Origin of the sequence: Amycolatopsis sp. w19, assembly GCF_051373225.1 — a bacterium.
In the GTDB taxonomy this organism is placed as follows: Bacteria; Actinomycetota; Actinomycetes; order Mycobacteriales; family Pseudonocardiaceae; genus Amycolatopsis; species Amycolatopsis japonica.
Genome location: NZ_JBPQFM010000037.1, coordinates 1 through 21,547 on the forward strand (window position 1 = coordinate 1; position 21,547 = coordinate 21,547).

The following is a 21,547-nucleotide window of genomic DNA, read 5'->3' on the forward strand; positions in this document are numbered from 1 at the left end:
ACACCGAACCCGGAGGCCCTCCCTCATTCCAAGATCATCTGACTACGTGTCTCCCCGTTCACAACCTCCCGGGGCAGTACACCTAGGTACAGGAAGGGGGCCTTCATGTACCTAGGCGCGAGTGGTAGCAAAGGTCCCTTGCTCCCCCGAGCGTCAGTAGCCGATCGAGCGGCCGGTGAAGATCGCCCGCACGAAGGCAGCGAACCCCGCCAAGACATCGGTCCGGTTCCCGCCGCGCGACTTCGGCACCGCGGCGATGATCTCGGCGTCGGTCAGCGGATGGGTCTTCCCGGCCAGTTCCCGTAGTTCCTCGGGTTTCCAGTTGTGGTTGCCCGCGACGTGCACCGACAGCGCGCCACGGCGCTGGACGAACTCGATCCGCTCGGCGTCGCGCCGCACGAACTCGCCGTCGCCGACCTGGGTGCACGTCGCGTTTTCGAGGCGCCAAGCGGTCTTCACCGCGGTTTCGCAGCTCTCGACGACGTCAGTCGCGAAGGTCCAGACGGGAGAGATCCACAGCTGAGGCGCGTACTCGACGATCAGCGACCCGGAGTCTTCGGTCGTCTTGGTCGGGAGCCGCTGAGCGCCGAGATCCGCGGCGAGGGTGCGGTCGTGCGGGACGCCGGTCGCGGCGAGCCGCCGGGCGGCGGTGTCCGGAGGCAGCGACGCGGGGACGGCGATCCCGCCCGCGACCAGCGCGACCAGGAGGACTCCCGCGCCCACCCGGACGCCCAGTCCTCGCGCGGACAGACCCGCGACGAGCAGCACCGGCACCCCGAAGAACGGCAACGCGAACCAGGGATCGAACGCCTCCGCCACCTCCAGCACGAAGATCGCGCCGAAAACGCCGGAGACCCCGGCCACGAAAGCCCACGCCAGCCGCGGCCAAGGCTTCGCGACGGCCGGAAAAGCCTCTGGCGCCGCGAGACCGACGATGTAGACCATCCCGATCGACGCGAGCGGAACCGGCAGCGCGATCCACGGGACGTGCAGGAACGCGGCGAGCGGGAGCAACAGGCCCATGGTGACCGCGCCCAGCGTGCCGAGCAGCCACAGTGAACCGAGCGCGAGGGCGGTGAGTTGCCCGTCGGTGAGGCGGCGCTGCGCCGTTCGGGGGATCACGGTCGAAGAATGGCAGGTCAGAAGCGATCGTGTCATGAGTATCGCTACTCAAGACCAGCGCGTCTTCTCGTTCGTGGCACGTAAGACGGGGTAACGTGCCGAGCCGTGCGTGCCACCCTTCAGAGCCCTCCGGAACACGTCTGTTCGGCGTTCGGCGGACGTACCGGTGACGCGGAACCGATGCCCGGCACCGATTCCTGGCGCTACAACGATCTCGTGCTCAAGCCGGTCGTGGACAAGTCCCGGACCCTGTGGACGGCACGTGCGCTGGAAGCCGTCGACGAGCCGGGTCTGCGGGTCGCGAAACCGGTCCGGTCCAGCGACGGCCGTTGGGTGGTCGGCGGCTGGTCGGCGAACCGGTTCGTGTCCGGCACGGCCGAGCACCGGTACGACGAGGTCGTGCACGCGGCGGTCAAACTGCATCGCGCGACGGCCGGTCTGCCCCGGCCGGATTTCCTGGGACGGCGCAGCGATCTCGAGGCGCTGGCCGACAAACTCGCCTGGGGCGAGGCGGACATGTCCCTCGACGAGAACAAGGGCGGCCGCTGGTTCGAGGTACTGGCGGGGTCACGAAGACCGGTCAAACTGCCCGACCAGGTCGTCCACGGGGAGCTGCTCGCCGGCGTGCTGTTCGACGGCGACGCGGCCCCCGGCATCGTCGATTTCGTGCCGTACTACCGGCCGGGTGAATGGGGCGCCGCGATCGTCGCGGTCGACGCGCTGGCCTGGGGCGGCGCCACCATCGATCTTCTCGAACGCTGGGCACATCTCCCCGAATGGCCGCAGCTTCTCCTGCGGGCCGTCCTCTTCCGCCTGGCGGCCAACGCCCTCGACCCGCGATCGACCCGGGCGGCGCACGACGGACTTCGTGCCGCCGCCCGGGACGTGAGCGCCGTGCTGTAGGTCACCCGGTGCGCAGGTTCTCCGTCTTCGCCGCCGAGCGCACGGACGGCACCGTCGACGCCGTCACCAGCAGCACCATCACGACGGCCGCCGCGGCGAGCAGCGCGACCGCGGACCAGTCGACGTACAGCCCGTCCCAGAACAGCCGCTTGCCCAGCGCGGCGACGGCGATCCCGGTCGCCGTCGCGAGCACGATGCCCAGCAGCAGCGGGATTCCGTTCTGCCACAGCAAGGACCGGACGATCACGCGCACCGGGACGCCGGTGGCGGACAGCGCGCCGAGGGCCCGCCGCCGTTCACGGACCTGTTCCTGGGCGAGCACCAGCAGGCTCACCCCGGCCAGCAGCAGGACGAACAGCGCGCCGCCGAGCAGGATGTCCCGCGCGTCGTCGAACATCCGGGCCTCGGTGGAGGCCCGCTCCCCCTTGTAGGCCGCCACGGTGACCTGCCCGCTGTACGGCGCCACCGAGTTCCGCACCAGTTCGACGAAGTCCGGATTCCCGGTCGTCCCGCGCAGGGTCGCCGTGACCAAGGCCGCGGCCAGGTCGACACCCGCCGCCGCCGCGGGCGTCGCGAGCACTTGTGGCGCCAGAGTCTCGGTGACGCTCGATGGCTTCACCTCGAACGGTCGCGGGGTGACCGGAACGGTCCATGGCTGCTCCCGTTTGTCGTTGTCCGTGATCTTCGCCGACTGTCCTATGTGGAGGAAGGACGGGTCGGCGAACACGTCGCCGTCGCGGCAACCGGTAGCGGTGGTCGTCGCCTCGATCGTGGCGCAGTCGGCGACGGCGATCAGTACGAGCATGCCGTCCTGGCGCTTCCCCTCGACGAACAGCGAACGCAACACCTGGAAATCGGCCGCGCCGGGGACCGTGCGGACCGCGGCGATCGCCCGATCGGCCACGGAACCGTCCGCGTAGACGGTGATCCGGCCTCCCGTGTCGTCGTGGCGATCGGCCTCCATCGCGGCCTGTCCCGCCAGGAGGCTCTGCAGCGCGATCGCCCCGGCGAGGACCACGCAGAGACCCGCGACCACCCGTGACGGGGTCCCGCTGTCGCTCTGCAGACGGCGGATCGCGAGCTGGAACGACGGCGGCCCGCCCTTGATCCGGGAAACGACGCGTTCCAGCAGCCACGGCAGCAGCGCGGGGATCCCGACCAGCAGCAGCGCCGCGCCGCCGATCAGCGCCCAGCGGCCGAGTTCGCTCGCGACACCGAAATCCGGGGCGATCAACAGGATTCCGATGACGACCGGCAGCAGCCGCCACCACAACCGGCGCTTCGGCGGTGCGGTCTCGCGGACGACGCCGAGCGGTTCGACGACCAGGTGCCGCTGGGACGCCCAGGCCGTCGCCACGGTCAGGGCCGGGACCGCGAGCACGATCAGCACCACCAGCGGCCACGACGGCGTCAGGTCGTCCGGATACAACCCGAACCGGAACACCTGGAAGTTCGCCGCCGTGCCGCGGAAGAGCAGGAACAGCGCGGTACCGGCGACCAACCCGGCCGCGGCGCCCACGAGGGATTCCGCCGCGGTGATCCGGCGTAACTGCGCGAGGGACGAGCCCGCCAGCCGCAGCGCGGCGAGCCGCCGGTCCCGGGCCGCGCCGCCGAGCCGGGAGACCGTCCCGACGAAGATGAACACCGGCGTGAGGAGGACGAAGAGCCCGAGCAGCAGGAGGATCAGGATCCCGTTTTCGATCAGCTCGTGATAACCGGGCTCGGCGCCGAAGCCGTAGACCGTGCGTGCGTCCCGCATCGCGTCCGTGCCGACGTAGGCGACCAGGTCGTTCGGATTGAGCGTGGTCTCCGCGGCGATGAGCCCGGCCGGCTTGCCGGGCAGACGCGGCCGCAGCAGGCCGCTGGTGTCGGACGCGACGAGTTCGTCCAATTTCGGCGAAAGGAAGATCTCGCCCGGTGCGGGCAGCCGGTCCACGCCCGGCGGAATCGGGGAACTCGACCCCGTGGCCCGCAGGTGGACTAGCGAGATCGCCTGGCCGCGGAAGTCGGTGGTCGTCGCGCTGTAGTCCAATGGCGCGACGCCCGGGATCGGTTCGCTCCGCACGGAAGCGGCGAACGTGCGCTGGTCCCGGTTCTCCTTGATGGTGCCCGCGGAGGCGCCGATCAGGAGGACCGCGACCGCGAGCCCGATGCCGACCGTGCTCAGGACGAGCCTGACGATCGAGCCCCGGCCGCCCCCGACGGCCAGCCGGAACCCGAGCATCAGGTCTTCGCGCCCGGTCATCGGGTCACCACCGGTTCCCGTGTCCGGCCGTCGCGCACGATGACCTCCCGATCGGAGTAAGCGGCCACCCGCGGTTCGTGGGTGACCAGGACGACGGCGGCGTCGGTTTGTTTCGCCGCCTCGGACAGCAGGCGCATGACCAGTTCTCCGCTGAGCGTGTCCAGCGCGCCGGTCGGTTCGTCGGCGAAGACCACCGACGGTTCGGTGACCAGTGCCCTGGCCATCGCGACGCGCTGGCTCTGCCCGCCGGAAACCTGGCCGGGCGTGCTGTCGTCGACGTCGCCGACCGCCAGCCGGTCGAGCCAGCCGCGCGCGATCCGCTCGGCGGGGCGGCGCCTCATCCCGCTCAGCCGCAGCGGCAGCGCGACGTTCTCCAGGCAGGTCAGCTCCGGCACGAGCTGCCCGAACTGGAAGACGAAACCGAATTCGGTGCGCCGCAGGGCACTGCGTTCGGCGTCGGACATGCTCGCGAGGTCACGCCCGCGGAAGGAGACCTGACCTTCATCGGGCCGGACGATCCCGGACAGGCAGTGCAGCAGGGTCGATTTCCCGGACCCCGACGGCCCCATGACCGCGACGATCTCGCCGGGTTCGAGCGTCAACCCGGCCCCGGCCAGCGCCTGATTCGGACCGAAGGCCTTGTGCAGGCCCAGCCCGTGTAACAACGGTGTTTCCACTGTGTGGTCCCCAGATCAGCGCGTCAGCTGGCGCGCGAGGTCGTCGAGGCGGGCGGCGGTGAGCTCCAGCCACCGCAGATCCGCCTCCAGGTGGAACAGTGCGTGGTCGCAGATCAGCTGGTCGGCGAGGTCTCCGGCGGTCTTGCGGGCGGTGAGCTCGCGCATGGCGCGCAGATGGGAGCTCCGCTGCGCGTCGAGCAGATCCTGGGCGCCGCGGCCGGACAGGAGCGCGAGCACGACCTTGGTGTACAGCGTGTTCTGCAGGTAGACGGAGGGGTTTTCCGGGCTCTTCAGCCATTCCTCGACGTTGGTGACGCCGGCGTCGGTGATCGCGTACCGCTTCCGGTCCGGACCGCCGCCCGCTTCGACGCCGTTCTCCTCGACGAGGCCGTTCTTCAGGAGCCGGTTCAACGTCGAATAGACCTGCCCGTAGTGCAGTGGGCGGTCTTGGCGGAACTGCTTGTCGTAGAGCTGTTTGAGGTCGTAACCGTGCTTCGGACCGGCTTCTAGCAGGCCGAGCAGGGTGTTCCCGATGGACATGCGGGCGACTATACACAGTGTGTATACGCACGGTCTATACACATGGTGCATAGTGGCTGAAGGGGCCTTTCGCCGCATGTGACGTGGTGAAAGCTCCCTTCGCCGCGTGGCATGCGGTGAAGGGCCCCTTCAGCCCTCATGGGATCTGTGCCGCATCGGGAGGTGTCGCGAAAGCCACTTTCGGGACGTCAGATGTCCTGAAAGTGGCTTTCGCGCGCGATCCGGGAGACAAGGGGGGCGGAGCCGTGTCGAGGAGTTCGCTGGCTGTGTCGGATCACCGAAGCCTTGGGGAGATCTTGCCTGATTTCGACTGAATGACCGTTTGGTTCGGCTCGTCGGCGGTCGAGTGTCCCCAATGTGGCATTGGGGACGCTGAGCGTCTCCGATGCCACATTGGGGGCATCGGTTGCCTTCACGGACCTGCCCGGACCTCACGGTGTGACGTCCATCGGCGGCGGGCAATGTCAAACGCCTGAAACATTCAGGAGTTTTCAGGTAACACGGCCTACCTACCTTCAAGCGCTATCGACGCCTGGAGGAGGTGCCCGTGCCGCTCGCCGCCCCCACCGTGACCGCGGTGGACACGCACTGCCCCTACTGCGCCCTGCAGTGCGGGATGAGCCTCGACGGCGCCCGGGTCGCCCCGCGCGACTTCCCGGTCAACGCCGGCGGCCTGTGCCAGAAGGGCTGGACGTCGGGGGAGCTGCTCACTTCGCCGTCCCGCCTGACGACGCCGCTGATCAGGGTCGACGGCGAACTCCGGCCCGCGACCTGGACGGAGGCGCTCGACCTCGTCGCCCGGCGGCTCACCGAGATCCGCGCGGCCAAGGGTGCCGACGCGGTCGCCGTCTTCGGCGGCGGCGGGCTGACCAACGAGAAGGCCTATCTGCTGGGGAAGTTCGCCCGTGTCGCGCTGGGCACCTCGCAGATCGACTACAACGGCCGGTTCTGCATGTCGTCGGCGGCCGCCGCCGGGATCAAGGCGTTCGGCGCCGACCGCGGGATGCCGTTCCCGGTCACGGATCTCGCCGACGCCGACGCGGTGTTGCTGATCGGCGCGAACCCGGCCGAGACGATGCCGCCCTTCACTCAGCACCTGCGGGGCGCGGATCTGATCGTCGTCGACCCGCGCCGCACGCCGACCGCCGAGCTGGCCGGCCTGCACCTGCAGCCCGCGCCGGGCACTGATCTCGCTCTCGCGCAGGGCATCCTGCACGCCGTCGTCGCCGACGGCCTGCTCGACAAGTCCTATGTGGACAAGCGCACGAACGGCTTCGAGGAGCTGTGGCGCTCGGTCGCGGCCTGGTGGCCGGAGCGCGTCGAGCAGATCACCGGCGTGTCCGCCGCGGACCAGCGGCGCGTCGCCGCCAAACTCGCCGCGGCCCGCAACGCCTACGTTCTCACCGCGCGCGGCACCGAACAGCACGCCAACGGCACCGCGATGGTCAACGCCTGGATCAACCTCTCGCTCGCCCTCGGCCTGCCGGGGCGCAAGGGATCCGGTTTCGGCTGCCTGACCGGGCAGGGCAACGGTCAAGGCGGTCGCGAGCACGGGCAGAAGGCCGACCAGCTGCCCGGCTACCGCAAGATCGACGACCCCGCCGCCCGCGAGTACGTCGCCGGGGTCTGGGGTGTGCCGCCGGAATCACTGCCGGGGCCGGGCCGTTCGGCCGTCGAGCTGCTCGAGGCGCTCGGTACCGAAGACGGGCCGAGCGCGCTGATGGTGTTCGGCAGCAACCTCGTCGTTTCCGCGCCCGGCGCCGGGAACATCCAGGACAAGGTGTCCTCTTTGGACTTCCTGGTGGTCTCGGATCTCGTCCTCTCGGAGACGGCGGCGATGGCCGACGTCGTCCTACCGGTCACCCAGTGGGCCGAGGAGGACGGCACGATGACCAACCTGGAAGGCCGGATCCTCCTGCGGCGCAAGGCGATCGATCCGCCGTCCGGCGCGAAGACCGATCTTTATGTGCTTTCCGAACTCGCTCGCCGGTTCGGTCAGCCCGACGGACGGTTCCCGACGGACGCCGAGACCGTCTTCACCGAGCTCCGCCGCGCGTCCAAGGGTGGCGTCGCCGACTACTCGGGCATCACTTACGACCGGCTCCGCGACGGCGAAGCCCTTTACTGGCCCGTCCCGGCGGAATCGCATCCCGGTACGCCGCGGATGTTCCTCGACTCCTTCGCCCACCCGGACGGCCGTGCGCGGTTCGTGCCGGTGGACCACGTCGGCCCGGCCGAGCTGCCGGACGCGGAATTCCCCTTGCAGGCCACCACCGGGCGGGTCCTGCAGCACTACCAGTCCGGGGCGCAGACCCGCCTGGTCAAGGAACTCAACGACGTCGTGGCGGAGGCCTTCGTGGAAGTTCATCCCGACACCGCTGCCCGCGCGGGGCTGGCCGAGGGCGACCTCGCGCTCGTGCGCTCCCGCCGCGGGGAGACCGTCGCACGCGTCCGCTGTGTGGCGTCGCTGCGCCCCGACCTGGTGTTCCTGCCGTTCCATTTCCCCGGTGAGGGCAGGGCGAACCTGCTGACCAACCCGGCGCTCGACCCGACGAGCCGGATGCCCGAGTTCAAGGTGTGCGCGGTCGCGCTCGCCCCGGCCGAGGTCGTCGCGTGAGCCCCCGGTCGGTGGTCATCGCCGGGTACGGGATGGCGGGCGCGCGGCTCGCGGACGAGATCCAGCGCCGCGACCCCGAGGGCGAGCGAGTGCGGCTCACCGTCGTCGGCGCGGAGGAACACACCGCCTACAACCGGGTGCTGCTCTCGTCGGTGGTCGCGGGCACCATGCGGCCCGAAGCCGTCCGGCTGCACGACGACGAATGGCCGTCGCGCACCCGCGCCGACCTGCGCCGGGGTGTCTCCGCGACGTCGATCGACCGGGACACGCGGCGGGTCCATCTCGACGACGGGTCCACTGTGGACTACGACGCGCTGGTGCTCGCCACGGGCGCCAACCCGTGGATGCCGCCGGTCGAAGGGCTCGAACCCGGCCCGGACGTCGTCGCGTTCCGCACCCTCGACGACTGCGCCCGGATTCTCGACGCCGCCAGGCTGGGCGCGCCGGTCGCGGTGCTCGGCGGCGGGCTGCTCGGCCTGGAGGCCGCGCGAGGTCTCGCCGGACGCGGGAATCTCGTGACCGTCGTGCACCCGATGCCGCACATCATGGAACGTCAGCTGGACGCGGAATCGGCACGGGTGCTGACCAGGAAGCTCGAAGAACTCGGCGTCGCCTTCCGGCTCGGTGTCGGAGCCGCGCGCTACGTCAGCGGCGACGGGCTCAAACTCGACGACGGCACGCACGTTCCCGCCGATCTCATCGTCGTCTCCACCGGCGTCCGGCCCGAGACGAAACTGGCCGTGGACGCCGGGCTGACCGTCGAGGGCGGCATCGTCGTCGACGATCTGCTGCGCACCAGCGACGGCCGGATCCACGCGATCGGCGATTGCGCCAAGCATCCCGGCGCGTTCGGCGGGCTCGTGCAGCCCGCGTGGGAACAGGCCGCCGTCGTCGCGGATCTGGTCACCGGCGCGAAATCCGCGTCGCGGTACCGCGGTACTCAAGCGGTGACGAGGCTCAAGGCACGCGGCATCGACCTCACCGCGCTCGGCGAGACGATGACCGGCGCGGACGACCCGACCGCCGAAGTGCTCACCTTCAGCGACCCGGCGGGCTGCCGCTACGGCAAGCTCGTCGTCCGCGAGAACCGGGTGGCCGGCGCGATCCTGCTCGGCCTGCCCGACGCTGCCGCGACGATCACGCAGCTCTACGACCGGGGCACCCCGGTGCCCGAAGACCGGCTCGCTGTCCTTTTAGGACGCTCGCTGCCGCCGGGGGCGCCGTCGGCGTCGAGCCCGGCCGATCTGCCCGCGTCGGCGGTCATCTGCCGCTGCAACGCGGTGACCAAGGGGCGGCTCGTCGAAGCGTGGCGTGGCGGCGCCACCGACGTCCCCGCCCTCGCCGGGGCGACCCGCGCGACGACCGGCTGCGGCGGCTGCAAGGACGCCGTGAGCGGGGTCGCGAAATGGCTGGCCGCCCAGTGAACCCGAACGCATCCACCAAGGAGGACCTCATGGAAGCTCGTGGAAAGCGCTGGATCGAGCACTGGGATCCCGAGAACGAGCGGTTCTGGGAGGAGACCGGGAAGAAGATCGCCCGGCGGAACCTCTGGTTCTCCATCCTGGCCGAGCACATCGGTTTCTCCGTCTGGACACTGTGGTCGGTCATGGTCCTGTTCATGGGCCCGCAGTACGGTTTCTCCGCCGCCGACAAGTTCCTGCTGGTCTCGACCCCGACGCTGATCGGCGCGCTGATGCGGCCGCTCTACACGTTCGCGGTGGCGAAGTTCGGTGGCCGGAACTGGACGATCGTCAGCGCGCTGTTGCTGCTGGCGCCCACGATCCTGGCGGCGATCGCGATGGAGCCGGGCACTTCGCTCGGCACGTTCCTGCTGATCGCCGCGCTCGGCGGGGTCGGCGGCGGGAACTTCGCGTCGTCGATGACCAACATCAACGCGTTCTACCCGGAGAAGCACAAGGGCTGGGCGCTCGGGCTGAACGCGGGCGGCGGGAACCTCGGTGTGGCCGCGATCCAGCTGATCGGCCTGCTGGTCATCGGCACCGTCGGCGCCACCGCGCCGCGGGTGGTGCTCTACATCTACATTCCGCTGATCGTGGTCGCCGCGACCTGCGCGTACTTCTTCATGGACAACCTCGCCTCGATGAAGGGCGACACCAAGGCGATGCGCGAGGTCGTCAAGGATCCGCACACGTGGGTGATGTCGTTCCTCTACGTCGGCACGTTCGGTTCGTTCATCGGCTATAGCTTCGCTTTCGGCCTGGTGCTGCAGAACCAGTTCGGCCGCACGCCGCTGCAGGCGGCCGCGGTGACGTTCCTCGGACCGCTGCTCGGCTCGTTCTCGCGGCCGACGGGCGGCTGGCTTGCCGACCGGATCGGCGGCGGCAAGATCACCTTCGTGACGTTCGTCGGCATGGCCGCGGCGACCGTGGTGCTGATCCTGGCCTCGACGTCGAACTCGCTGGCGCTGTTCACCGTCGCGTTCATCGTGCTGTTCGTGCTCACGGGTATCGGCAACGGCTCGACGTACAAGATGATCCCGGCGATCTTCCGCGCCAAGGCGAAGGTCGCGATCAGCGAGGGCGCGGACGAGACGCTGGAGATGCTCAAGGCGCGCAAGCTTTCCGGCGCCTTGATCGGGCTGGCCGGCGCGATCGGCGCACTCGGCGGGTTGTTCATCAACCTGGCCTTCCGCCAGTCGTTCGCGGACACGAAGAGCGGGGTGCCGGCGTTCGTCGCCTTCCTGGTCTTCTACGGCCTGTGCTTCGCCGTCACGTGGGCGGTGTATCTGCGCAAACAGCAGTCGGAGGTGGCGAGCACCCGAGGTCTGGCGCTCGCCGGAGCGGAGGTCTGATGCGGAAACTCGTCGTCGTCGGACATGGCATGGTCGCGCACCGGCTCGTCGAAGCCGTGCGCGCGGAGGACAAGGCCGGCCAGTGGCAGGTCGTGGTGCTCGCCGAGGAGGCGCGCCCCGCGTACGACCGGGTCGCCCTGACGTCCTATGTGGACACCTGGGATCCGGCCTCCCTCGCCTTGGAGGGAGCGGACTACGCGGGTGATCCGTTGGTCGAGCTGAGGCTCGGCGACACCGTCGCTTCGGTGGATCGCGAGCGCAAGATCGTCGTCACCGAAGCGGGTCACGAGCAGCCGTACGACACGCTGGTCCTCGCGACCGGTTCTCGGCCGTTCGTGCCGCCGGTTCCGGGACACAAGCTCCCCGGCTGCTTCGTCTACCGGACGATCGAGGACCTCGACGCCATCCGGGAAGCCGCTCAGCGGCCCGGTCGCGGACGTCGTTCGGCGGTCGTCATCGGTGGCGGGCTCCTGGGGCTGGAAGCCGCGAAGGCGTTGCGGGACATGGGTCTCTCGCCGCACGTGGTCGAGATGGCGCCGCGACTGATGCCGCTGCAGGTCGACGAAGGCGGCGGCGGCCTGCTCCGGCGGCTGATCACCGACCTCGACGTGACCGTCCACACGGGAACGTCGACCGACGCCATCGAACCGGACGGCGAACGCTACATCGCGCGGCTTGGCAACGGCACCGAGCTCGACGTCGATCTGGTCGTCTTCTCCGCCGGTATCCGGCCGCGCGACGACCTGGCGCGTTCGTCCGGGCTGGAAGTCGGTGCGCGCGGCGGGATCCTGGTCGACGACACCTGCCGGACGGCCGATCCCGCGGTGTACGCGATCGGCGAATGCGCGGCCGTCGACGGCAAGGTGTACGGCATCGTGGCGCCCGGTTACGCGATGGCCGAGATCGTCGCGGCGCGGCTGACCGGCGGCGAGGGCACGTTCCCCGAGCCGGACATGTCGACGAAGCTCAAGCTCATGGGCGTCGACGTCGCCAGCTTCGGCGACGCGCATGCGGCGACCGAAGGCGCGCTGGAGGTCGCGTTCAACGACGCCGTGGCGGGGACGTACAAGAAGCTCGTCGTCTCGGACGACTCGAAGACGTTGCTCGGCGGTGTCCTGGTCGGCGACGCGAGCGAGTTCAACACCCTGCGCGCGATGGTCGGCAGGCCGCTGCCCGCCGAACCGGGCGCGATCCTCGCCCCGGCCGGTGGTGGAGCGGCGGTCGGCGTCGACGCGCTGCCGGACGCCGCGCAGATCTGTTCGTGCAACGCGGTTTCCAAGGGCGCGATCACGCACGCGATCACCGAAGAGGGCTGCGATTCGGTCGCCAAGATCAAGGGCTGCACGCGGGCGGGAACGGCGTGCGGCTCGTGCGTCCCGCTGCTGGGCAAGCTGCTGACGGCGTGCGGTGTCGAGCAGTCGAAGGCGCTGTGCGAGCACTTCACGCAGTCGCGCGCGGAGCTGTTCCAGATCCTGCAGGCCACCCGGATCACCACGTTCAGCGAGATGATCGACCGCTACGGCACCGGGACCGGCTGCGCGATCTGCAAACCGGCGATCGCGTCCATCCTGGCCACGCTGGGCAACGGGCACATCCTCGCCGGTGAGCAGGCGACCCTGCAGGACACCAACGACAAGTTCCTCGCGAACCTGCAGCGCAACGGGACGTACTCGGTGGTCCCGCGCATCCCCGGCGGCGAGGTCACGCCGGAGAAGCTCATGGTGATCGCGCAGGTGGCGATGGACTTCGGGCTGTACACCAAGATCACCGGCGGGCAGCGGATCGACCTGTTCGGCGCCACCGTCGACCAGCTGCCGCTGATCTGGCGGCGGCTCGTCGACGCCGGGTTCGAGTCGGGGCACGCGTACGGGAAGTCGTTGCGCACGGTCAAATCCTGTGTCGGTTCGACGTGGTGCCGCTACGGCGTGCAGGACAGCGTCGGGCTCGCGATCGAGCTGGAGCTGCGGTACCGCGGCCTGCGCTCGCCGCACAAGCTGAAGTCGGCCGTTTCGGGCTGTGCGCGGGAATGCGCGGAGGCGCGGAGCAAGGACTTCGGCGTCATCGCCACCGACAAGGGCTGGAACCTCTACGTCGGCGGCAACGGTGGCGCGACTCCGCGGCACGCGGATCTTCTCGTGTCCGAAGTGGACACCGAGACGCTGATCCGCACGATCGACCGGTTCCTGATGTTCTACGTCCGCACGGCCGACCGGCTGCAGCGCACCGCGCCGTGGGTCGAGGAGATGGAAGGCGGGCTCGACCACCTGCGCGCGGTGATCGTCGACGACAAGCTCGGCATCTGCGAGGACCTCGACGCGGCGATGGCGAAACACGTCGGCGACTACGCCGACGAATGGCGCGGCGTGCTGGAGGATCCGGAGAAGCTGGCGAAGTTCAGCTCGTTCGTCAACGCGCCGGGCACACCGGATCCGACGATCTCGTTCCGACGAGAACGCGACCAGAACGTACCAGTACTGCTGGGCATCCCGGAGGTGAAACAGTGACGACGTCGATCGAGCGCACCTGGACCGCCGTCTGCGCGGCGGGCGCCGTCCCCGAATGGTCCGGTGTCGCCGCCCTGCTCGACGGCGGGACGCAAGTGGCCATCTTCCGGCTCCCCGGCGACCGGTGGTACGCGCTGTCCAATGTAGACCCGATCAGCGGCGCGGCGGTGCTTTCGCGAGGCATCGTCGGTGACGCGGGCGGCGTTCCCGTGGTGGCTTCGCCGGTGTACAAGGAACGCTTCGATCTGCGGACCGGCGCCTGTCTCGATGCCGAAGGAGTCTCGGTCGCCGCGTATCGGGTCCGGGTCGCCGGGGGTGTGGTGGAGGTGGAATTCTCGCCGTGACGGACGTTCTTCCCCTGGCGGGATTCGTCATCGGGATCACGGCGGCGCGACGGGCTGACGAGCTCGGCGCGCTGTTCGTGCGTAAGGGTGCGACCGTGCGCTACGGCCCGGCGATCCGGATCGTGCCGCTCGCCGACGACACCGAACTGCGGTCGGCCACCATGCGCCTGCTGGAAGACCGGGTCGACGTCGTCGTCGCGACGACCGGGATCGGCTTCCGCGGCTGGGTCGAGGCGGCCGAAGGCTGGGGCCTGGGGGAGGAACTGCTGGACAGACTGGGGAAGTCGTCACTGCTCGCGCGCGGCCCGAAGGCCAAGGGTGCGATCCGCGCGGCCGGGCTTTCGGAGGACTACTCGCCCGCGTCGGAGAGCAACGCCGAGGTGCTGAGACATCTGCTCGATTCCGGTGTGGACGGTCAGCGGATCGCGGTGCAGCTGCACGGCGAGCCGCTTCCGTACTTTGTGGACAGTCTGCGTTCCGCGGGCGCCGAAGTGATCGAGGTGCCGGTGTACCGGTGGGTCGGGCCGTCCGATCCCGGGCCGCTGGACCGGCTGCTGGACGGTGTCCTCGACGGTTCGGTGGACGCGTTGCCGTTCACCAGCGCGCCCGCGGCGGCGTCCCTGCTGGCGGTGGCGAAGCGGACCGGACGGCTGCCGGGAGTCGTGGGAGCACTGGAGAAACGGGTCGTGGCGGCCTGCGTCGGGCCGATCACCGCGGCACCGTTGGCCGCGCTCGGGATCCCGACGGTGCAGCCGACGAGGTCGCGGATCGGGGCATTGGCGCGGACGGTGTCCGACGCGCTCGAAGCCCGTTCGCCGCGGCTGACGGCGGGCGGGCGGAGTATCGAACTGCGGGGTCAGGCGGCGCTGGTCGACGGTCAGTGGTGCGACATCGCGCCCGCGCCGATGGCCATGCTGCGGGCGCTGGCGGAATCGCCGGGGCGGGTGTTCTCCCGGCGGGAACTGGTCTCCGCGCTCCCCGACGGCGGCGAGGAACACGCCGTCGAGACCGCCATCGGCCGTCTGCGGAGCTCTTTGGGCACGCCGAAACTGGTCCAGACGGTGGTGAAACGCGGCTACCGCCTGGCCGTCGACGGGGGCTGAAGGGGACTTTCGCCGCATCGCATGCGGAGACGGTCCCCTGCATCCGTAGTGGCCTGGTCTGTGCCGGCGCTGCGGCATGTCGTGATGAGTGGTGATCCGGCTGGTGCAGGGAGTGAGCGACAGCTCTGAATGTCCACAAGGGACACGCAGATTCGCTTGGGGTCGTGAGTGTCATGTGTCGTTCTAACGACCCGAAACACTCACGACCACCCAGCGGCCGTGTCGCGAAAGCCACTTTCGGGACATCTGACGTCGCGATAGTGGCTTTCGCGACACGCCTTGGCATCAGGCCACGTTTGCCTTACTCCTCAATAGAACGCTTTGCCGGGGCCCTGCCCCTGAAGGCAGGGAAGAAGGCCCTCATGAGCCGAGACGTCACCGGCAGCCTTGTTGGCCAATGGTCCAGGTGGACATCGCTGTCGTCGCCAAAACTTGCCCGATCTTGCAACTTGCCCCACTCGGGCAAGTCAAGTCCATGGACAAGTTCGCGGGCCGCTGTGGCCCCTGGAAGCCTGTCGGCTACCGCGGGTTCCGGCTCATGCGTGCTTGCCGCGCGTTCAGGACCAGGTGACGCGGTGGCCGGGGAATTCCCGGGCGGCGGCGACACGGGCCGCCTCCGCTTCGGCCGCCTTCCGGACGGCCGGGCGGAGGGCGTCGAACGGGGTGATGGTGAAGTCGAGCCGCTTCTTCCCGCTCGCCTTGGCCCGCCACACGCCGGCGATCTCGCCGTCGGCCAGCAGCGCGCCGGGGCTGCCGAGGATCTTCCAGACCTCCTTCTGCCGGGCCTTGTCCGGCACCAGCACGGCACGGTCGCGTGCCTGGACGAACGGGTCGAGCGGAGGCAGCAGGCGCACCACGTCCGGCTCCGGCGGATTCTCCAGCAGCGCCACCCGGTCTTCCGGCAGGAAGGCCTTCTTGCCGTCGACGCGGACCTCGGCCAGGCCGTCCGGCCACATCGCGTCGACCCCGGTGCGGGTGGTCCCGACGTAGGCGGCGGCGTCGCCGGGAGCGGCGGGACCGTTGATCCGCAGGTAACCCTCGACCACGCGGGTGGCCGCCTTGGCGTCCGGCGACGTCTTGAGCCTGCCCCGCTTTTCCAGTGGTGCCAACGTCGCCGGGGTCGCGCCCGCCTCCAGCCGGACCCCGGCGTGGAGCGACGCGACCCGCATCAACTGCTCGTAGATGTGCACGACACCGCAGCCGCGGCAGGCGTACGACAGGCCGTCGGGGATCAGCTTCGTGACCGCGCCGCTCACCGTGCCCTTGGTCTGGACGCCGGTGACGACCTCGCGGATCGCCCTCGCCGCGGTGAACAACGCGTCCGTCGCGGACATGCCCGCGTCGTCGACCTGCTTGCGCTGCCAGAGGATCCGGGCCATCGCGTCCTTCTCGTCGAGAGGCACGAGAGCGGCCCGGATCGCGTCCAGCTCCGCACGGCGGTGGAAATGCGGCGCGCCACGATGCGTCCACGCGAGCACGAAACGGTCGTCGTCCCAGACGCCGGGCGTGATGTCGCCGTCGATCCGGGCGGCGAGGCCCAGCAGGGCGGTGTCCCGCACGGAATCCTGCAGCCCGAGGTCGAACACGGCCGCCGCGGCCGGATCCGTCTCCTCACGGTGCAGGCCGTGCGCGGCGATCCGGTACGCCAGCACCTGCTCGCGATCGACCTCGAGCACCTGTCCTCCTTAACCCGAACCCCGCCCCGCCGCCACCCTCAACGGACAGGCTGTGCCTGGCAATCACACCTCAAAGTCGAGCGTGTACGACATCGTCGGCTCACCGAGGGCGCCGGTCGTGGTGCCGCTGCCGGTGATCCCGGCGAGTTCACCCGTTCCGGAGCCCTCGACCACCGTGAACGCCGACCTGATCCCCTGCGTGTCGAACCCGGTGTCGTGCTTGATCACGAAGCTTCCCTTGCGTCCGTCCACGCTGCCCTCGATCCGTTCGAGGCCGGGAGAGGTCGTGTCGCCGCCGTCGTAACCCTCACCCGCGTAGTACAGCAGGTAGTCGAGGACCGACTCGCCTTCGATCAGCCCGCTGTAGGCGAGCGTGGCGTGCGCGTAGGCGACTCGCGGCGCGCCCTCCGTGCCGCTGACGACGGATTCTTCCCAGTTCTTCATGGCGAACGTGTTCATGGGTTCACCCTGTCAGCCATACCTGTCAGGATGTGTCAGGTTTTAGGGGATACTGGATTCATGCGCGCGAGCAGACTCCTGTCGGTCCTCCTCCTGCTGCAGAACCGCGGCCGGATGACGGCCGAGGAGCTGGCGACCGAGCTGGAGGTGTCGGTCCGGACGGTCTACCGCGACGTCGAGGCGCTGTCCGCGGCCGGCGTGCCGGTGTACGCCGATCGCGGGCGCACCGGCGGCTATCAGCTGGTCGACGGCTATCGCACGCGGCTGACCGGGCTGACCGAGGAGGAGGCGCAATCGCTTTCGCTGGCGGGTCTGCCCGGCGCGGCCACCGAACTCGGGCTCGGCACGGTCCTCGCCGCCGCTCAGCTCAAACTGCACGCGGCCATGCCGTCGGAGCTGCGTGCCGGGGCGAGCAAGATCTCCGAACGGTTCTACCTCGACGTCCCCGGCTGGCATCGCGGGATCGAAAGCCTGCCGCGACTGTCCGAACTGGCCGACGCGGTCTGGCACGGGCGGCGCGTCAAGGTCCGGTACGAACGCTGGGGGCAGCGGAAGGTCGACCGGGTGCTCGACCCGCTGGGCCTGATCCTCAAGGCGGGGAACTGGTATCTCGCGGCGCGGTGCGACGGAACCGACCGGACGTACCGCATCTCCCGTATGGAAGAACTCGAAGATCTCGGCGAGACCTTCGAGCGGCCGTCGGACTTCGACCTCGCGCGCTACTGGCACGAATGGTCGGAGCAGTTCGAAAAGCGGATGTACTCAAGGACGGCGGTGGTGCGGCTGAACGAGTTCGCCCGCATACTGCTGCCGTTCTACCTCGGAGCGGTCGGAGCGCGGGCGTTGCGGGAAACACCCGCGGAGCCCGACGAAAGCGGCTGGCTGACGATGGAACTGCCCGTGGAACCGGGAGAATCGGCCGTCGGCGAACTCCTGCGGTTCGGCGGGAACCTCGAAGTGCTCGAACCGCCGGAGCTGCGCGAGCGGCTGGCGGAAGAGATCAGGAAGATGGGCGCGGTTTATGGCTGACCTGGACGGCATCACGATCGGGATCACCGCGGAGCGGCGGGCCGAAGACTTCATCGGCGCGCTGACCCGGCAGGGCGCGACGGTGCTGCACGCGCCCACCATCCGGATCGTCCCGCTGCCCGACGACACCGAACTGCGTGCGGCGACGGACGCCGTGCTGGCCGGGCCGGTCGGGTTCACCGCCGTCACCACGGGCGCCGGATTCCGTGGCTGGCTTTCGGCGGCCGAAGGCTGGGGGCTGCGCGAACCGTTGCTGGAGCGGCTGGCGGCGTCGCGGATCTTCGCGCGCGGGCCGAAGGCGGTGGGCGCGGTGCGTGGTTTCGGCCTCCGGGAGGAGTTTTCCGCGCCCGAGGAGAGCAACGCCGAACTGTTCGAAGGATTGCGGGACGCCGGGGTCCGCGGCGAACGGGTCGCGGTCCAGCTGCACGGCACCCTGCTGCCCGAGCTCACCGCGTCGTTGCGGGACGCGGGCGCGGACGTCGTCCAGGCACAGCCGTATCGCTGGCTTTCGCCCGCGGACGTCACACCTGTGCACGAACTCGTCGAAAGCGTGATCGCCGGACGGGTGCACGCTTTGGCCTTCACTTCCGCTCCCGCCGCGGCGAACCTGCTCACGCTGGCGGGCCCGCGCCGTGAGGACCTTCTTGCCGCACTGCGAGGTCCGGTGCTGTGCGCGTGCGTCGGACCGGTGACCGCGGCGCCGTTGGAAGCCGCCGGGGTGCCGACCGTCCAGCCCGAACGTCAGCGGCTCGGCGCGTTGGTCAAACTTCTCGTCGCGGAACTGCGCATTCGGCCGTCTTGACGCGGGAAGTCCGCTTTGCCAGGCTCGACACATCGGACGCGGGGAGGGCGGCGGATGTCCGAGTCTCAATCGGTCACCTTCGTGCGCGCGATGTTGCGAAAGGGCTCTTCGGTACTGGGCGCCAGCCCGGCCGACGAAGCACCCGACCCGGATTCGGTGCCGGACTGGCGCTATCGCGAGGACTCCGCGGACACGCTGCTGATGCGCGCGATCCGGTACTCGGCGCTGGGCCCGATCTTCTACCGCGTGGCCGCGTTTCCGAAGGTGTACATCGGTTTCCTGGTCGCGAACGGCTCGGCGGGCATAGTGCCGGTGCTGAGCACGACGATCCTCGGGATGCTGCTCAACGTCTTCGCGGTGTGGTGGGTGGTGCGCGGCCGCGGGATCCGGGCGAAGACGTCCGGACGGCTGATGTACGCGGATCTCGCCGTGGGCGTGGTGCTGACGACGATCGTGGCCGCCGCGGCGCCCACCGAGATCCAGCCGTTCGCCATCGACGTCGCGTGGACGTGGATGGTCGGGACGGTGGCGTTGTGGACGCTGTCGTTCGGGCTGCCCGCGGCTTGTCTGCTGCTGATCGCGGCCGTGCCGTTCCGGGCCTTCCTGACGTGGGTCGGCGGGCTCCCGCTCGATCATCCGCTCGCGCTGAGCCGGTCGGTGGGATGCATGGTCGCGCTCGTCGTGGCGATGGTGACCACGGCCGGGATCCTGATCCTGCTCGGCGTCGGGACCCGGTTCGCGCTGGGCATCGGGATGCGGCGGGGGCAGCGCGCCGAACGCCTGCGGACCCAGCGGGTGATGCACGATTCCGTGCTCCAGACGTTGGAAGCGATGGGACTCGAAGCGCCGGACGACGATTCCGCCGCTTCGGAACGGCTCGCGGAGATGCGCGCGACGGCGCGGGCGCAGGCGGCCGAACTCCGGCGTGAACTGACCGGCCCCGACGCGCCCTCGGCCCGGGGCCTCGCGGCGGATCTCGCCGAGGTCGCCACCGAAATGGCGCGCGACGGCCTCCGCACCCAGCTCGTCGCCGCCGAGACCGAAGAGGACTACCGCCTCTCGCACGCGCGCCGGACCGCCATCCGGGACGCCGTCCGCGAAGCGCTTCGAAACACTGTGAAGCACGCCGGGACGAAACAGGTCGTGCTTCGCGTCGAGGAGTGCGAAGGCGGCGTCGCGGTCATCGCGCGGGATCAGGGGACCGGCTTCAGCATGCTGGACCGGCCGCCGGGCTTCGGGATCAGCCAGTCGATCATGGCGCGGCTGGCGGAGGTCGGCGGGCGGGGGACGATCGATTCGCATCCGGGGCGGGGGACCCGGGTGACGCTTTGGGTGCCGCACTGAGCGCGCTTCGGGTTTCGGCTTCGGCGAGCGCAGGTGGTAGCAAAGGTCCCTTGCTCTCCTCCGCAGGTCAGGGCGTGCCGCATGTCATGAAAGGGTCGTTCAGGACATAAAACGTCCTGAACGACCCTTTCATGACACAACGCGAGAAGCCCCTCAGTCCTCCTCGGCCGCCGGAGCCTCCCCAGCCTCCGCCTGCCGCATCGCCTCACGCCCAGCGGCCTCTTCGCTGACCCCCTGCCGCCAGTACCCCGTGAAGCAGATCGCCCGCTTGTCGATCCCGCGCTCCCGCACGAGGTGCCGCCGCACCAGCTTCACCATGTTCGCCTCGCCGGAAATCCATGCGTAGGCCGTCCCGCCCGGCAGTTCCGCCTTCCGCACGGCCTCCAGAACCGCCGAGCCGACGTCGCCGGAACCGCGCACCACCCAGTGCAGCTCCACGGTGCCCTGCGTTTCGAAGACCTGCCGGTCTTCGCGATCACTGATCTCGATGTAGACCAGTGCTCGCGTTCCGGCGGGCAGCGCCTCGACGATCGCGCCGATCGCCGGGATCGCGGTCTCGTCGCCGATCAGCAGCTGCCAGTTCGTCTCCGAAGGCACGTCGTAGAGCCCGTGCGGCCCGAGGAAAGCGACCCTGTCGCCCTCCGAAGCGCGCGAAGCCCACGCGGAGGCGGGGCCTTCGTCGCCGTGCAGCACGAAGTCGATGTCGACCTCCTGCACGGACGGCCGCAGCGCGCGCACGGTGTACGTGCGCATCGGCGGGCGGACGTCGTCGGGCATCGCGAGGTAGGTCCGGTACCAGGACAGCACTTCGTCGCCGCTCAGCGGCGCGGGCAGCACGGGTTCCGCCTGGCCGGGCTGCGGGAAGAACACCTTCAGGTACTGGTCGGGCGCCTGGTCCACCAGTGACGCCCCCGAGAAGGTCACCCTGCTCATATGCGGGGTGAGCCGCCTGACGCCGGTCACCTTCGCCTCGATGTAGCTCATTAGGGGAGGCTAACCTAAAAGAGCGCGCCGGGACCGGCGTCGTCGCCGGGATCACGTTGCCAGCGGTATTTTCGCAGGTCGACGCGTTGTCCGTCGGGTATGACGCCTTCCGCGCGCAGCCTTTGCAGCTGTTCGTCGACCAAATGCGGGGCCGGCGTCCCGTCGGCCCGCAGGATGCGGTGCCAAGGCAGGTCCTGGCCGTCCTCGCCGAGGATCCGGCCGACCAGCCGCGGTGACGGCGCTCCCGAAACCGACGCTATATCCCCATAAGTCGCGACCGAGCCGGCGGGCACGCTCGCGATGACCTCGCGCACCCGCTCGTGCAGTTCGTCATCCATGGGACCACTTTGCCGTGCCGCTGCGCGGTTGTGTCGGCGGGGCGTGGT

At 69.8% G+C, this 21,547-nt stretch carries 18 protein-coding genes; 10 read left to right on the forward strand and 8 right to left on the reverse strand.

The window, feature by feature from the left end; translation table 11 throughout:
• Nucleotides 1-153 precede the first annotated feature (153 nt).
• Nucleotides 154-1,122, reverse strand: a complete 969-nt coding sequence (locus ACSMFO_RS38165; RefSeq protein WP_436462304.1) for a hypothetical protein — start codon at nt 1,120-1,122, stop codon at nt 154-156.
• Nucleotides 1,123-1,227: 105 nt separating this feature from the next.
• On the opposite strand from ACSMFO_RS38165, the gene ACSMFO_RS38170 reads away from it, so the two are divergent.
• Nucleotides 1,228-2,025, forward strand: a complete 798-nt coding sequence (locus ACSMFO_RS38170) for a TIGR02569 family protein (RefSeq protein ID WP_436462305.1) — start codon at nt 1,228-1,230, stop codon at nt 2,023-2,025.
• A gap of 1 nt (nt 2,026) precedes the next feature.
• Here the strand turns inward: ACSMFO_RS38170 and ACSMFO_RS38175 are convergent, their stop codons facing one another.
• The 3 genes from ACSMFO_RS38175 to ACSMFO_RS38185 are packed head-to-tail and all read right to left on the reverse strand — an operon-like array spanning nt 2,027 to nt 5,487.
• Nucleotides 2,027-4,270, reverse strand: a complete 2,244-nt coding sequence (locus ACSMFO_RS38175; protein ID WP_436462306.1) for an FtsX-like permease family protein — start codon at nt 4,268-4,270, stop codon at nt 2,027-2,029.
• Nucleotides 4,267-4,947 (reverse strand): ABC transporter ATP-binding protein, encoded by a 681-nt coding sequence (locus ACSMFO_RS38180; RefSeq protein WP_436462307.1) that lies wholly within the window; start codon nt 4,945-4,947, stop codon nt 4,267-4,269. Before ACSMFO_RS38180 ends, ACSMFO_RS38175 begins: the two co-directional genes overlap by 4 nt.
• Before the next feature lie 15 nt (nt 4,948-4,962).
• Nucleotides 4,963-5,487 (reverse strand): PadR family transcriptional regulator, encoded by a 525-nt coding sequence (locus ACSMFO_RS38185; protein ID WP_038518989.1) that lies wholly within the window; start codon nt 5,485-5,487, stop codon nt 4,963-4,965.
• A 547-nt stretch (nt 5,488-6,034) separates the two neighbouring features.
• Here ACSMFO_RS38185 and ACSMFO_RS38190 point away from each other — a divergent pair.
• From ACSMFO_RS38190 to ACSMFO_RS38215, 6 genes are read left to right on the forward strand one after another with little or no spacing between them, the layout of a single operon-like run.
• Nucleotides 6,035-8,104: a molybdopterin oxidoreductase family protein gene (locus tag ACSMFO_RS38190; RefSeq protein WP_436462308.1), complete on the forward strand. Its 2,070-nt coding sequence runs from the start codon at nt 6,035-6,037 to the stop codon at nt 8,102-8,104.
• A complete protein-coding gene (locus ACSMFO_RS38195; RefSeq protein ID WP_436462309.1) occupies nt 8,101-9,528 on the forward strand; it encodes an FAD-dependent oxidoreductase in 1,428 nt (475 codons plus the stop codon). Before ACSMFO_RS38190 ends, ACSMFO_RS38195 begins: the two co-directional genes overlap by 4 nt.
• Before the next feature lie 29 nt (nt 9,529-9,557).
• A complete protein-coding gene (locus ACSMFO_RS38200) occupies nt 9,558-10,916 on the forward strand; it encodes a nitrate/nitrite transporter (RefSeq protein ID WP_436462310.1) in 1,359 nt (452 codons plus the stop codon).
• The gene (gene nirB / locus ACSMFO_RS38205; RefSeq protein WP_436462311.1) at nt 10,916-13,420 is read left to right on the forward strand and encodes a nitrite reductase large subunit NirB; all 2,505 of its coding nucleotides are present in this window, start codon (nt 10,916-10,918) and stop codon (nt 13,418-13,420) included. The genes ACSMFO_RS38200 and nirB overlap by 1 nt, the downstream gene beginning before the upstream one ends.
• Nucleotides 13,417-13,764: a nitrite reductase small subunit NirD gene (gene nirD, locus ACSMFO_RS38210; protein ID WP_038518980.1), complete on the forward strand. Its 348-nt coding sequence runs from the start codon at nt 13,417-13,419 to the stop codon at nt 13,762-13,764. Before nirB ends, nirD begins: the two co-directional genes overlap by 4 nt.
• Nucleotides 13,761-14,867 (forward strand): uroporphyrinogen-III synthase, encoded by a 1,107-nt coding sequence (locus ACSMFO_RS38215; RefSeq protein WP_436462312.1) that lies wholly within the window; start codon nt 13,761-13,763, stop codon nt 14,865-14,867. The genes nirD and ACSMFO_RS38215 overlap by 4 nt, the downstream gene beginning before the upstream one ends.
• A 557-nt stretch (nt 14,868-15,424) precedes the next feature.
• On the opposite strand, the gene ACSMFO_RS38220 is transcribed toward ACSMFO_RS38215, so the two are convergent.
• Nucleotides 15,425-16,543, reverse strand: coding sequence for a DNA glycosylase AlkZ-like family protein (locus tag ACSMFO_RS38220; RefSeq protein WP_436462313.1), 1,119 nt, complete (start codon nt 16,541-16,543; stop codon nt 15,425-15,427).
• A 63-nt stretch (nt 16,544-16,606) separates the two neighbouring features.
• The gene (locus ACSMFO_RS38225; protein WP_436462314.1) at nt 16,607-17,002 is read right to left on the reverse strand and encodes a DUF3224 domain-containing protein; all 396 of its coding nucleotides are present in this window, start codon (nt 17,000-17,002) and stop codon (nt 16,607-16,609) included.
• 60 nt (nt 17,003-17,062) lie between these two features.
• Here ACSMFO_RS38225 and ACSMFO_RS38230 point away from each other — a divergent pair, with 60 nt between their 5' ends.
• The 3 genes from ACSMFO_RS38230 to ACSMFO_RS38240 are packed head-to-tail and all read left to right on the forward strand — an operon-like array spanning nt 17,063 to nt 20,177.
• Nucleotides 17,063-18,031 (forward strand): helix-turn-helix transcriptional regulator, encoded by a 969-nt coding sequence (locus tag ACSMFO_RS38230; protein WP_436462315.1) that lies wholly within the window; start codon nt 17,063-17,065, stop codon nt 18,029-18,031.
• Nucleotides 18,024-18,833, forward strand: a complete 810-nt coding sequence (locus ACSMFO_RS38235) for a uroporphyrinogen-III synthase (protein WP_436462316.1) — start codon at nt 18,024-18,026, stop codon at nt 18,831-18,833. The genes ACSMFO_RS38230 and ACSMFO_RS38235 overlap by 8 nt, the downstream gene beginning before the upstream one ends.
• A 54-nt stretch (nt 18,834-18,887) precedes the next feature.
• Nucleotides 18,888-20,177 carry a sensor histidine kinase gene (locus ACSMFO_RS38240; protein WP_038518965.1) on the forward strand — a complete coding sequence of 430 codons (1,290 nt, stop codon included), beginning with the start codon at nt 18,888-18,890 and terminating at the stop codon, nt 20,175-20,177.
• A 153-nt stretch (nt 20,178-20,330) separates the two neighbouring features.
• On the opposite strand, the gene ACSMFO_RS38245 is transcribed toward ACSMFO_RS38240, so the two are convergent.
• A complete protein-coding gene (locus tag ACSMFO_RS38245; RefSeq protein ID WP_073847547.1) occupies nt 20,331-21,161 on the reverse strand; it encodes a siderophore-interacting protein in 831 nt (276 codons plus the stop codon).
• 14 nt (nt 21,162-21,175) lie between these two features.
• A complete protein-coding gene (locus ACSMFO_RS38250) occupies nt 21,176-21,499 on the reverse strand; it encodes an MGMT family protein (RefSeq protein ID WP_037332048.1) in 324 nt (107 codons plus the stop codon).
• Nucleotides 21,500-21,547 lie beyond the last annotated feature (48 nt).

What these genes read in the sequence shown, in the direction of transcription:
- ACSMFO_RS38240 (WP_038518965.1), top strand. Translation starts at nt 18,888, where the DNA reads ATGTCCGAGTCTCAATCGGTCACCTTCGTGCGCGCGATGTTGCGAAAG.
- ACSMFO_RS38230 (WP_436462315.1), top strand. Translation starts at nt 17,063, where the DNA reads ATGCGCGCGAGCAGACTCCTGTCGGTCCTCCTCCTGCTGCAGAACCGC.
- ACSMFO_RS38200 (WP_436462310.1), top strand. Translation starts at nt 9,558, where the DNA reads ATGGAAGCTCGTGGAAAGCGCTGGATCGAGCACTGGGATCCCGAGAAC.
- ACSMFO_RS38250 (WP_037332048.1), bottom strand. Translation starts at nt 21,499, where the DNA reads ATGGATGACGAACTGCACGAGCGGGTGCGCGAGGTCATCGCGAGCGTG.
- ACSMFO_RS38235 (WP_436462316.1), top strand. Translation starts at nt 18,024, where the DNA reads ATGGCTGACCTGGACGGCATCACGATCGGGATCACCGCGGAGCGGCGG.
- ACSMFO_RS38175 (WP_436462306.1), bottom strand. Translation starts at nt 4,270, where the DNA reads ATGACCGGGCGCGAAGACCTGATGCTCGGGTTCCGGCTGGCCGTCGGG.
- ACSMFO_RS38185 (WP_038518989.1), bottom strand. Translation starts at nt 5,487, where the DNA reads ATGTCCATCGGGAACACCCTGCTCGGCCTGCTAGAAGCCGGTCCGAAG.
- nirB (WP_436462311.1), top strand. Translation starts at nt 10,916, where the DNA reads ATGCGGAAACTCGTCGTCGTCGGACATGGCATGGTCGCGCACCGGCTC.
- ACSMFO_RS38245 (WP_073847547.1), bottom strand. Translation starts at nt 21,161, where the DNA reads ATGAGCTACATCGAGGCGAAGGTGACCGGCGTCAGGCGGCTCACCCCG.
- ACSMFO_RS38225 (WP_436462314.1), bottom strand. Translation starts at nt 17,002, where the DNA reads ATGAACACGTTCGCCATGAAGAACTGGGAAGAATCCGTCGTCAGCGGC.